The organism is Fodinibius roseus, assembly GCF_900129315.1.
Taxonomy (GTDB): Bacteria; Bacteroidota; Rhodothermia; order Balneolales; family Balneolaceae; genus Fodinibius; species Fodinibius roseus.
Window position 1 is genome coordinate 100585 of record NZ_FQUS01000001.1, and the last position, 12441, is coordinate 113025.

9 protein-coding genes and 1 pseudogene are annotated in these 12441 nt (G+C 40.5%); 9 read left to right on the plus strand and 1 reads right to left on the minus strand.

The window, feature by feature from the left end; translation table 11 throughout:
* Positions 1 to 150 precede the first annotated feature (150 nt).
* Genes BUB16_RS00410 through BUB16_RS00445 form a run of 8 tightly spaced genes read left to right on the plus strand, consistent with a single transcriptional unit; the run spans position 151 to position 9056 of the window.
* The gene (locus BUB16_RS00410; RefSeq protein ID WP_211483039.1) at positions 151 to 1512 is read left to right on the plus strand and encodes a glutamate-1-semialdehyde 2,1-aminomutase; all 1362 of its coding nucleotides are present in this window, start codon (positions 151 to 153) and stop codon (positions 1510 to 1512) included.
* A 12-nt stretch (positions 1513 to 1524) separates the two neighbouring features.
* Positions 1525 to 2535, plus strand: a complete 1011-nt coding sequence (locus tag BUB16_RS00415; protein ID WP_073058844.1) for a glycosyltransferase family 2 protein — start codon at positions 1525 to 1527, stop codon at positions 2533 to 2535.
* Between the two features lie 2 nt (positions 2536 to 2537).
* The gene (locus BUB16_RS00420; protein ID WP_073058845.1) at positions 2538 to 3401 is read left to right on the plus strand and encodes a glycosyltransferase family A protein; all 864 of its coding nucleotides are present in this window, start codon (positions 2538 to 2540) and stop codon (positions 3399 to 3401) included.
* On the plus strand, positions 3388 to 4515 hold the full coding sequence (locus BUB16_RS00425) for a glycosyltransferase (RefSeq protein WP_073058846.1): 1128 nt from the start codon (positions 3388 to 3390) through the stop codon (positions 4513 to 4515). The genes BUB16_RS00420 and BUB16_RS00425 overlap by 14 nt, the downstream gene beginning before the upstream one ends.
* On the plus strand, positions 4512 to 5768 hold the full coding sequence (locus BUB16_RS00430) for an EpsG family protein (protein ID WP_073058847.1): 1257 nt from the start codon (positions 4512 to 4514) through the stop codon (positions 5766 to 5768). Before BUB16_RS00425 ends, BUB16_RS00430 begins: the two co-directional genes overlap by 4 nt.
* A gap of 18 nt (positions 5769 to 5786) precedes the next feature.
* Positions 5787 to 6917, plus strand: a complete 1131-nt coding sequence (locus BUB16_RS00435) for a hypothetical protein (RefSeq protein ID WP_073058848.1) — start codon at positions 5787 to 5789, stop codon at positions 6915 to 6917.
* Complete coding sequence (locus tag BUB16_RS00440) at positions 6910 to 8043, plus strand: CapA family protein (RefSeq protein WP_084087921.1); 1134 nt, start codon at positions 6910 to 6912, stop codon at positions 8041 to 8043. The genes BUB16_RS00435 and BUB16_RS00440 overlap by 8 nt, the downstream gene beginning before the upstream one ends.
* Positions 8040 to 9056 (plus strand): ATP-grasp domain-containing protein, encoded by a 1017-nt coding sequence (locus tag BUB16_RS00445; protein ID WP_073058849.1) that lies wholly within the window; start codon positions 8040 to 8042, stop codon positions 9054 to 9056. Before BUB16_RS00440 ends, BUB16_RS00445 begins: the two co-directional genes overlap by 4 nt.
* Positions 9057 to 9187: 131 nt before the next feature.
* On the opposite strand, the pseudogene BUB16_RS22120 reads toward BUB16_RS00445, so the two are convergent.
* Positions 9188 to 9370 (minus strand): annotated as a pseudogene (locus BUB16_RS22120) (IS256 family transposase); the annotation flags it as partial.
* A 470-nt stretch (positions 9371 to 9840) separates the two neighbouring features.
* On the opposite strand from BUB16_RS22120, the gene BUB16_RS00450 reads away from it, so the two are divergent.
* Entirely contained in the window at positions 9841 to 12072 is a 2232-nt protein-coding gene (locus tag BUB16_RS00450) for a hypothetical protein (protein ID WP_073058850.1), read from the plus strand.
* Positions 12073 to 12441: the final 369 nt, after the last annotated feature.

Sequence of the window (12441 nt, forward strand, 5' to 3'; positions counted from 1 at the left end):
AACCAGAATTGAGGAAGCCGTAAGAAGCACGTATAACTAAGAGAGGTTTTAAATACAGGAGAGCGGTTCAGATTAAGTAGATCCAATGAAAAGTGCTGTTGGCACGGTTCTATAATAGAAAATAAAGTGTTAAACATTATGAGAGGACAAATGAGTAATATTAATATCGTTAATGTTGATTTCGCTGACGTCGAATCAACGCAAATGAGTTTTTCAGAGTCAAACAGGCTACGAAAGCGAGCCCACCAGATTATACCGGGCGGTTGTCATACCTATGCCAAAGGGGATGATCAATACCCTGAAAATTCGCCCGGTTTCATATGCCGCGGCGAAGGATGTCACGTAATGGATGTGGACGGCAATGAATTTATCGAGTATGGCATGGGACTCCGCTCCGTTACGCTGGGACACGGGAATAAACGAGTCGCTAATGCAGCACATGAAGCGGCCTTGCAGGGGATTAACTTTCTAAGGCCGTCGCCTCTTGAGCTTCAGCTGGCAGAAGAGATGCTTTCGCTGCTGCCGCATGGCGATATGATCAAGTTCGGAAAAAACGGATCGGATGTCACAAGTGCGGCGATAAAACTGGCACGTGCCTATACCGGCAGGGACAAGGTTGCCGTGCCATCGAACCAACCTTTCTTCTCTGTAGATGATTGGTTTATCGGTACGACTCCCATGGATGCCGGCATACCCGATCAGGTACGGAATCTGAGCGTTCATTTTACGTATAACGACATAGAAAGTGTTCAGTCGCTGTTTGACCGCTATCCCGGTGAAATCGCCTGCCTGATCATGGAGCCGGCCAAATATGAAGATCCGGAGGACTCTTTTCTCCATAAAACGAAAGAAATTTGTCACAATAATGGCGCCCTGTTTATTCTTGATGAGATTATTACCGGCTTCCGGTGGCATCTGAATGGCGCTCAGCAATATTATGATATTGAGGCTGATTTGAGCACTTTTGGCAAAGCCATGGGCAATGGCTTCCCCATATCAGCGCTGATCGGGAAAGAAGAATATATGAAGGCGGGGGGAATACATCATGATGAAGAGCGAGTTTTTCTGTTGTCGCAAACCTACGGTGCAGAAACCGGCTCCCTGGCTGCTGCTATTGAAACGATTAATATTTACCGTGAAGAGAACGTAGTCGATTATCTCTGGGATATCGGTAGGCAACTGAAGGGGGGATTATCGGATATTATTAGTGACCTGGGCCTTGAGGGGTATTTTACCTTGAGCGGGCATCCCTGCTGCATGGTATACGGGACGAACAATCGAAACTGCCGGCCATCCCAACGTTTTCGGACACTTTTTTTGCAGGAAACGATTAAGCAGGGGCTGCTGATGCCCTCCCTGATTGTGAGTTACGCCCATACCGAAGAGGATATCGCATTCACGTTGCGGGGGATCAGGAAAGCGTTGTCGGTTTATAGAAAAGCGTTGGAAGAGGGGGTACATCAATATCTCGCGGGCCCTTCTGTAAAACCTGTATTTAGAAAATTCAGTTAACAGATCGATCAAATGACTACTCAAACAAGCCTGAAGCAGGGAAAATCCATCAAAAAAGAGGAAGAACCGTTTGTGTCCGTCCTAACGCCAGCGTACAACGGAGAGGAATTTTTACGGGAGTGTATTGAAAGCGTGCTTAAGCAGGATTACGACAACTGGGAGTATGTACTGGTTAATAATAAGAGTACCGACAGTACCCTGGAGATTATAAAAGAGTATGCGGCCCTGGATTCCCGGATACGAATTCACAATAACGAGGAATTCCTGCCCCAGATGGAAAACCTGAATCACGCCTTCCGACAGATATCCCCGGAAAGCAAATATTGCAAAGTAGTGCATGCGGATGACTGGCTGTTCCCCGAATGTTTGTCCCGCATGGTGGAGGTGGCCGAAGAATACCCGAGTGTGGGCATCGTAAGTGCGTACCGGCTGGATGGGAATAAAGTTGAATTGGATGGCCTGCCATATCCCAGCAATTTTAATTCCGGCCGGGAGATCGCCCGAAAATATCTTTTGTATGGCTTTTCCAAATTTGGCTCTCCCTCATCACTTCTCATTCGATCGGAGTTGATCCGCAAAAGAGAGAAGATGTATGATGAATCGTTCCTGTCGTCCGATACAGGTGCCTGTCTCGATCTTTTAAAAGAGTCTGACTTTGGCTTTGTCCACCAGGTGCTGACCTACACACGTCTCCACGAGAACAGTGTTACGAATACACTGGCAGAAGAATCCTTTGCCTCTATTCACGGGGAATTGGCCTTTCAACTGAAATACGGTCCCTATTTTTTGACTGAGGAGGAATATAAAAGAAGGCTTTCTCAGAAAGTGAATCTGTTTTATATCCTGCTGGCCAGGAATTTTGTGGATGAAAAATCAATATCAAAGTTCAGGGAGCAAATAAAAATACTTGAAGAGCTGGAAATACCATTCAAAACCGGCTGGTTCTTCAAAAATCTTGTGAGAGAACTGTTCCTGCAATTTTTCAAACTGTTCGGTTTTGAATTAAAGAAAGCTGATAAATAGCTATGAAGGTAAATATTTTAATATCGACGATTGATGAAGGGATTGACCGGGTGGGGAATGTAGTGCTGAGCCCGAGAAATGATGTCAGCTATATTGTTTCCCATCAGTATACAGACGACAAGTATAAGTACGTTCCTGCTGAATTAGAGAGAGAAGATATTACTGTATCGCATATTGCAGGCCGGGGGGTGACTAAATCCCGGAATAACGCTATTGCGATAGCGGACGGCGATATAGCACTGTTTTCGGATGACGATGTTACCTACCGGGATTCTGATATTGATGCGGTCAGGAAAACATTCCGGCAAAACAGTGCTGTCGATGTTGCTATTTTTAAAATCCGGACTCCTGCCGGAGAGCCTGAATACAAAAAATACCCTGATAAAATAATTGAATATCAGCACGCTCCATGTGTGGGAACCGTTCAAATTGCTTTCAGGGTGGATAAAATAAAAGAAAGAAAAATTTTGTTTGACGAAAGATTCGGGGCCGGCCAGCCTTTGCTCATTGGAAATGACGAGAAGCTTTTCCTGCATGATTGTATCAATGCGGGGTTGAAAGTTGTTTTTTTCCCAAAATTCATTGTTGAACATCCTTATGAGAGTACTTCCAAAGGCATTCCCAAATACGATAAAAGAAAGATATGGGTAGAGGGCGGCGTCGATTACCGGATGCATGGTCCTGTTGCAATACCGAAAGCTTTTATAAAAACGATAAGTATGCTCCCGGATTTGCTGAGGCATCGGGTTAATCCGATAATATATTGCTATCATCGCCTGTCGGCCATAGTCTATGTATGGAAGACAAGAAATCAGATGGAGAAACTTTATAGAAATAACAAAAAGACATTCGATGCAGGATTTTAAAAACATTTTAATTGTCAGTCGCTCTTTTTACCCGATGAATTCCCCGCGTTCGTTTCGCACTACGGAGCTGGTAAAAGAGTTTGCCCGGCAGGGACATAAGGTTACACTGCTGACCATAAAAAACGATGAGTTCCATATACCATTTGAAGAGGAATATGGTGTTGTAATCAAAGATCTGGGACCGCTTCGATTACCCAGGATTGAACTGAGTAACAGTTCCGGGTTGGTTAGCTTATTCAAGCGGGCAGTGCGAAGGGGACTCCTTCAGCTTTTTGAGTATCCCGATATCGAATTAGTGTACCGGGTGCAGAAGGCACTAAAAAAAGAATCTGGCTACGATCTGCTTATTTCAATAGCAGTTCCCCATCCTATTCACTGGGGGGTAGCCAAAGCAAGAAACAAAAGCCACCGTATAGCGGAGGTATGGGCCGCCGACTGTGGTGATCCCTACATGGGTGCTGCATTGGATACTTTTGATAAATTGTTTTATTTCAAATATATCGAAAAATATTTCTGTAGAAAGGCAGATTATATCACAATACCACTGGAAGAAGCCAAGGAAGGATATTATCCCGAATTTCACCACAAAATCAGAGTCATTCCCCAGGGATTCGAATTTGACGAGATAGATCAATCTTGTGGCCCTGCTCATCCGATTCCCACTTTTGCCTATGCCGGGGGGTTGATCCCGGGAGGCCGGGATCCACGGTCATTTTTAGAATATCTTACAAGCCTTAACCAGGAGTATAAATTTATTCTCTATACAAAAAACCGTGATCTGATTAAACCGTATATGACCTCTGAAAATGGAAGAATTGAAATTCGGGATTATATTCCACGGAAAAAATTATTAAAAGTATTATCCGGGATGGATTTCCTGATTAATTTTGAAAACAATACTTCTCTTCAGCAGCCGAGCAAATTGATCGATTACTATATAACAAATCGACCCGTACTTTCTGTGGGAAGTTCAGACATTAATAAAAAGATAATTGATGAATTTCTGAACGGAAATTACAGCCATAAGCACCAATATCAGGATATGGCAAAGTACCGGATTGAAAATGTGTGCAATCGTTTTTTAGAGCTCTCGAAAAACAGTGAAATTCAATGAAACAAACAAACGAAAAAACCGGTTTCTATGCGGCCTTTATCTTCTTAATTTGGCCGTTTCTGGCAGTAGTTTCCGCATTTAAAAACTACCAGAGCAGTTGGGGAAAAAATATATTGTGGGCGTTTGTGGCTTTTTACGGCTTTACTTTTGCCATTGGAGCGGAAAATGATGGGAGTGATATTGTTCGCTATGTGGCTGAAGTAGAACACTTACATAATGTGGAAATGACGTTGTCCGATGCCTTAAACTATTACCTTCAAAGTGGTGAAGTAGATATTGTTAGAACATTTATAGCCATTACGCTGTCGCGAATCACAGACAGTCAGACAGTGGTTACGCTGGTGTACGGCATTATTTTTGGTTTTTTCTTTTCCCGGAATATTTGGTATGTGCTGGAACGGTTAGAAGACAAAATAAAACCCATAACCATTCTGTTGCTTGTTTGCTTTTTCTTGGTGATACCGATTTGGAACATGAATGGTTTCCGAATGTGGACCGCCGCTCATATTTTTATTTATGGTTTGCTTCCATATCTTTTCGAGGGCAAAAAAAGCGGCGCTGTCATAGCCTCGCTTTCTATTGTTATGCACTTTGCTTTTATCGTACCCGTAGGTGTACTGTTTGCCTATATCCTTCTTGGTAACAGAATGGCGATCTATTTCACGTTTTTTCTGGCAACATTTTTTGTCTCTGAGATCAATATCGAGGTATTTAATAATGTAGTGGAAAATTATGCTCCCGAAATTATCCAGGAACGTTCCGAGAGTTATCGGTCAGAAAACAAAGTGGAGTCTTTCCGTGAAGAATCAGAACAAAACAGGGTTTGGTATGCCATGTGGTATGGACGAGCTCTAAAGTGGTCGGTTATGGGATTTCTCGTCATTCTTTTTATAAGAGGGAGATACTTTTTTGCCAATAACAGGGGTTGGCTGCAGCTGTATTCCTATACTTTGCTGTTTTATGGGGTTGCCAACCTGTTTAGCTCACTTCCTTCGGGGGGGCGTTTTGTTTCGATTGCCAATATGACTGCATTGGCTCTTATAATTTTATATATCCAAAATCGAGATCAGGAGGTGGTTATGGAGCGATTTATTTGGGCTGCTACCCCTGCTTTATTTCTATTTATTATAGTTTCTGCTCGCATGGGACTCTATTCCATGAGCGCTGCAACGATACTGGGCAATCCGGTTATCGCGCTTTTTTTAACCGGAGAATATATATCCCTGAACGATGTAATAAAAATGATTTTATGAATGACGATATGAACTGGTATGATAAATAAATTAAAAAGCATTGCTAAAAACCACTTGGTGAATGTACCCGGCTGGAGAACGAATCGGAAGATTGTAGTTTTTGAATCTGATGATTGGGGAACGATTCGAATGTCCTCAGGAGATAGTTTGTCAAAGCTTTCTGAATCGGGAATTAAAGTTCAAAATTGTCATTATGTTCAAAATGATGCGCTCGCCTCTGAAGAAGATTTGGAAGGGCTGTTTAATTTGTTGAGCACCTACAAGGGAGTAGCAGGTAGTCGCCCCACTATTACTGCAAATGTTATTATGACGAATCCTGATTTTGACAAAATAAGAGCCTCTGGTTATACAAAGTATCACAATGAACTATTTACGGAAACTCTGGATAAATATCCCGAACATAAAGGTAGTTTTAGACTATGGAAGGAGGGAATTAGTGAAGGGTTATTCCATCCACAGTTCCATGGCAGGGAACACGTCCAGGTTATGAGGTGGATGAGCGCATTAAGGGATCCTGATTCTGAAACGAGAAAGGCCTTTGATGTTGGCGTATTCGGCCTTAGTACGACCGTCACTGCAGAGAAGAGGAAAAGCTATATGGCCTCCTACGATTGGGATGATACTCAAAGTCGTGATTTTATTCTAAAATCAATTGCTAATGGACTTTCTTTATTTACCTCGCTTTTTGGATTCCAGTCATTATCTTCTATAGCTCCTAATTATACTTGGCATAATGAGGTAGAAAAAGTTTTAAATGATCGCGGTACTCGTTACATACAGGGAGGAAGGGTACAAAAGTCTCCTCAAATGGGTCGAGAAAAGTTTAATAAAAAGCGACATTTCACTGGGCAAAAAAATGATCTTGGACAAATATATTTGGTAAGAAATTGTAAATTTGAACCCAGTTCAAACCATAATATAGATTGGGTGGATAGATGTATGAGTAATATTAAGACAGCATTTTTGTGGAAGAAACCTGCAATTATTGAAATGCACAGGGTGAATACTATCGGATTTATAAATCCACAGAACAGGAGTAGAAATTTAAAGAAATTAGACCAGTTGCTTAAGAGAATTACTAAGACATGGCCTGATGTCGAGTTTATGACCTCTGATCAATTAGGTAAAGCCATTGAAAATAATGAGTGACCCAATCAAAATCTTAATTACAGGAGATACCCATCTTGGCAGTGGACGCGTTGAAAGTCTTGCGATTACCAATTCAACAGAGCAACTATTTGGCAATTTTACAAGTAAGATTCAGAATGCTGACATTTCAGTGACAAATTTGGAATCTCCTTTAATTGATAAGGGGAGCACTATTTCAAAGATTGGACCAAATTTAAAAAGCCCGGTTCAATCGTTGAAAGTCCTTAAAAATGTTGGTTTCAATCTTCTTACCCTTGCAAATAATCATATTATGGATTATGGGGAGGAGGGACTTTTGTCTACTCTCAAAGCCTGCTCTGAAACCGGTATTGAGACTGTAGGAGCGGGAAAAAATTCGAAAGAAGCCAGCCAACCGTTTATGAAAGCAATTAAGGGGACCCGTGTAGGAATTCTCAATATTGCCGAAAATGAATTTGGAACTACAAATAATGGATCACCGGGTGCCTATGCTTTGAACCCCGTAAAAAATTTTTACCAGATTAATAAAATTAGTGAAGCCGTCGATAATCTTATTGTGGTAGTTCATGGGGGACATGAAAGATATCCGCTTCCGAGTCCAAGAATGAAAGAAACATATCATTTTTTTATTGATGCCGGTGCGGCTGCGGTAGTGGGTCATCATCCTCATTGTTATAGTGGCTATGAAGTATATAATAATGCGCCTATTTTTTACAGTATCGGCAATTTTATGTTTGATAAATATACGTCAGCACAGTCGGACTGGAGTAAGGGATATATGGTGGAATTGAATATTGATAATGAGAGTTTGGAGTTCGATATCATACCTTATATTCAAAATGCTGAAAATGCTGGTCTTCATCCTCTGGATAAAAAAGAATCTGGACTTTTTGATGATAATATTTCAAAACTCAATGCTGTAATTTCTGACAATGAAGAATTAGATAGAAGATTTAAAGAATTCTGCGAATCTTCGCGCAATCGTTATAGTGCTTATATTGAGCCTCATTCTATTAGATATATACACGCGCTTAGAAATAGAAAATTATTTCCTTCTTTACTTAGTAAAAGAAAGAAAAAGTTGCTTTTAAATCTAACACGATGTGAATCTCATAGAGATGTCCTTCAAAATTTACTTGAAGAATGAAAATAGCTATACATCACAAAGAAAATGATTTCAGCTCCAGTTGGATAGAGCACTGTGAAAAAAAACAGATTGATTATAAAATTGTCAATTGTTATGACAATGATATTATTGATCAAGTAAATGATTGTGACGCTTTGATGTGGCATTTTCATCATGCGAAACCTGAGGATGTATTGTTTGCTAAACAATTGATCTACGCTTTGCAGACATCGGGAAAAAAAGTTTTTCCTAACTTTCAGACCTCGTGGCATTTTGATGATAAAGTCGGACAGAAATATCTTTTGGAAGCAATTGGAGCATCCTTGGTTCCTTCCTATGTATTCTATGATAAACAAAAAGCATTACAGTGGATTGGAGAAACGACCTTTCCTAAAGTCTTTAAATTGCGGAAAGGTGCTGGTTCAGCCCATGTAAAACTGGTAAAGAATAAATCGGACGCAAGAAAATTGGTGCTGAAAGCATTTTCACGAGGGTTTAGCCAGTATGACAAGGTAGCAAATTTAAAAGACCGCTGGTATAAATATAAAAAGGGTAAAACGGGATTGTGGAATCTCGTAAAAGGTGTACTAAGATTTGCTAAAACTACTGAGTTTGCAAGAACAGAAGGTAGAGAAAAAGGCTATATATATTTTCAGGACTTTATCCCAGACAATGATCATGATATTCGTGTAGTAGTTATTGCCGATCGTGCTTATACGATTAAAAGAATGGTAAGAGAGAGTGATTTTAGGGCTTCAGGGAGTGCAATAAAATATATGGACAAAGAATTATTCAAAGAAGGGACCATTAAGCTGGCATTTGAAATTACTGAAAAATTAGAAGCGCAATGCCTTGCGTTTGATTTTATATATGATGGAGAGGAGCCGAAAATTGTGGAAATAAGCTATGGGTTTAGAACCCATGAATTTCCTGGATTCTGGGACAGAGATCTCAATTGGCACGAAGGTTCTTCAAATGCTCCTGGATATATGGTGGAAAGCTTGACCGCTTCAATTCAATCAGAAATAGTTTAACAAGGGTTGCGTAAGCTAAACTTTGTCCGGGTTGTTGTTTATCAAGGTTCCGTGTTAAGTCCAGCGGAAACCGATCGCCGGGAGTGTAAACTGAACTCTGTCCGGTTTGTGTATTTTTTGTGGTTACGGGTTAAAGCCAGCGGCAGTCGATCTCCAAATCGAATGGCCAGCTGCTGGACGGTTAAGGCCCAGTTTTGTAGCGGGCTTGTCTATTTATTTTCGATGTTTTTGGTCGCCAGATATACCAGCTTGAGCAAGGCCATATCGTTGGTGATCGGGCCTTTGGTTTTGATGACCTTTCGCAGTTGTAGGTGATGATAGGTACTTGTCCACATACTGTGTCTGTCGGTTTCTTTGCATAGATTAAAAAGATATCCGGTTTGTGCTTAACGTTTCGCCACTATCAATCAAGTCAGGTGTGTTTTTTAAGGAAGCCCCTGATTTAGCTGTACATTAAATTTACGCACAAAAGCCAGGATTATCTTTCGGTAATTCCGGCTTTTCTTTTTCCCACCTATGTTAAAAATTGTTTTCCCGAAATTTTTCCAAAGTATAATCTTTTGGGGCCCATCGTTTTATATTTTTTGTAAAAAAAATAAACATTTAACGTAGTATTTAGGAACATTATCGCGTAGCAATAAGTAGTAATACATGTAATAAATTTATTACATATTTTGTAATTTAATAAACATATTGATTGTAGAAATAATTCTACGTCAATTCTTGGGGTGATATCCTCTCATTTTGTGGTCTTTTTTAATTTAAAATTCCTTCTCGTCAGCATATGAAACATAGATTTCCATACTTTTTAGTAGGCTTCATTATCCTTTTAACACTTGTACAATGTAAAAATTCAATAACCGAAACAGAGACCAAATCACATCTAAATAAAAAAATCGAATTAATTGCTCCTGAAATTGATTCAGAGCAATCTACTTTCCCCACCTTTAAGTGGAAGAAAACCGAGGAAGTCCAAACTTTTCAGATTCAATTATCAACGGATGAAGATTTTGCTACGATGAACATTGATAGCATTATCGACACCACCTCATTCACCCCCCCAAATCTTCAAAATGATACTACTTTCCACTGGAAGATAAGAGCTAAAAATTCCGAAAGTGAAGGACCTTGGTCTGAAACCTGGAACTTTAAGACAATTGGGCAAAATACAAAGCCTGAGGGAGACACCTTATCCGATCCTTTTCAAATTGCACCTAAAGACGGAGCCAGCGGTACTTCATTACAAACTACTTTTAAATGGAAAGCTGTTGATGGTGCTGATTTCTATATCCTGCATGTAAGTCAAGCCGATCAGATGGTGGTAGATGAGCAGGTAAAAGGAACGACGTATACTCCTAAAGATGAACTAATCCCTGAAGAAACTCATCACTGGAGAGTAAGGGCAGTAAAGGATGGTAATAAAGGGAAATGGTCGGAGATAAAGGAGTTTGCAACTGCTAAAAAGATTGATACACTCAACGCTCCGTCACTCATCTCCCCTGAACATAAAGCCAACAACTCCTCACTGAAACCCACATTTGAATGGGAGCCTGTGGATGGGGCAGATTACTATATATTGCATGCAAGTCATACAGATCAGATGGTAGTAGAGGAAGAAGTAAAAGGAACTACGTATACCCCTGATAATGAGTTTACACCGGAAGCTATCCATTACTGGAGAGTTCGTGCCGCAAAGGATAAAGGAAAATCCTTAGGGAATTGGTCGGAAATAGATGAATTTACGACTACTTCACAAAATTCCGATAATGACAATAATAGTGAAAATAATAGTACTGGAGATGTATCGGGTGATCAGGATGCCTTGATGGATTTGTACGAAGCTACGGGCGGTGACCGGTGGAAAAACAACAGTGGCTGGGGCAATGGCGATCCCTCCAATGCCTGGCATGGTGTGGAAGTCAATGCAGAGGGTCGGGTCGTCCGGTTGGAACTTTTTGGTAATGGATTAAACGGTCGTTTGCCGGAATCTATCGGTAACTTGACCGAGCTTAAATACCTGAATATTAAACAGAATGCTTTGGAAGGAGAAATTCCTTCAACAATCGGAAACTTGAGAAAGGTGGTGTATTTGCTATTATCTGGTGTTCCAGAGGATCCTCCAACGAATCCTCAGCATAATATCCATCAGGGCAAAACGGATGAGAGCGGGAACACCTTCACTGGGGTCATTCCCTCCACCATAGGGAAACTGTCAAATTTAGAATACATTGAACTTTCCGGTTCGCAAGTAACCGGACGCATACCACCGGAAATTGGTAATGCAACGAATCTGAAGTTTATCGCTTTCAGCTGGAACCCTAAACTTACAGGAGGCATTCCAGCTACGATTGGTAACCTCCAAAATTTGGTTTGGCTTTATGTGCGAGCCAGCTCCCTGGATGGCACAATACCTGAGGAATTAGGTAAAGTGAGGAGTCTTAGGACGATCCATCTTGGCTATAACGATGAACATGGGGGAGAGGGATTGCATGGGGTGCTGCCTGACTTAAGGAATCTCACTATGCTGAGAAATTTCAACGTTGATAAAAATAACTTATCTGGCGAGTGGCCTCACTATTGGAATAACGGCAAATTTGACAATCTGGTATCCTTGCGTGCATCGTGGAATGACTTTTCCAGCGATCAAATACATGGGTTTGAAAACCTTTCACACTTGGTAGTCTTTACTGTGACAGGAAGCGATATCAACGGAACACTCCCGAATAGCTTTAAGGATATGTCAAACCTGAAAATATTCTCCCTTGCGTGGACAAACATATCAGGTGAGCTGCCCCAGTCAGGATACAGCGGTTATCGCCAGCTCAGACAAATACGATTGAACAGCACCAAACTAAAAGGACATATCCCTGCAGCTTTCTTTGAGGCTGCTGAAAACGACAAGTTGAGACGCTTATTTCTGAGTCACAATGAGTTTACAAGTGTAGATGAGGAGGCAATGAATAGTGTATCAAGTCCTGTACTTGAAACCATCGATGTAAGTAACAATAACTTTTAAAGGTCTCTTAGGATATAAAGGTAAAGTAATGTTTTAATATAAAATTTTTCAAGTAATTTTCTGGGAGGGGTAAATGTAAATTGAATAGGTATCTCAAATATTTCGATTTACACTATCTATTCTATCCTTATTCACAGAAGCCGGAATTGTCTCAGTATAATTCCGGCTTTTTTATTATATTCACTCCTATGATATTTTACTTACATAAGGTATCTAGTTTATGCGAAATGATCTAAAATAGATTATCAATATCAGGGATCATGAATTAATTTCTTTCCAGTGTATCAGGGTTGCGATTTAAGTTCAGCAGTATTCAGTGTCCTTATATTGATTTTTTAAAATAGAATTAAAAGTTTTGTTATTCTACAT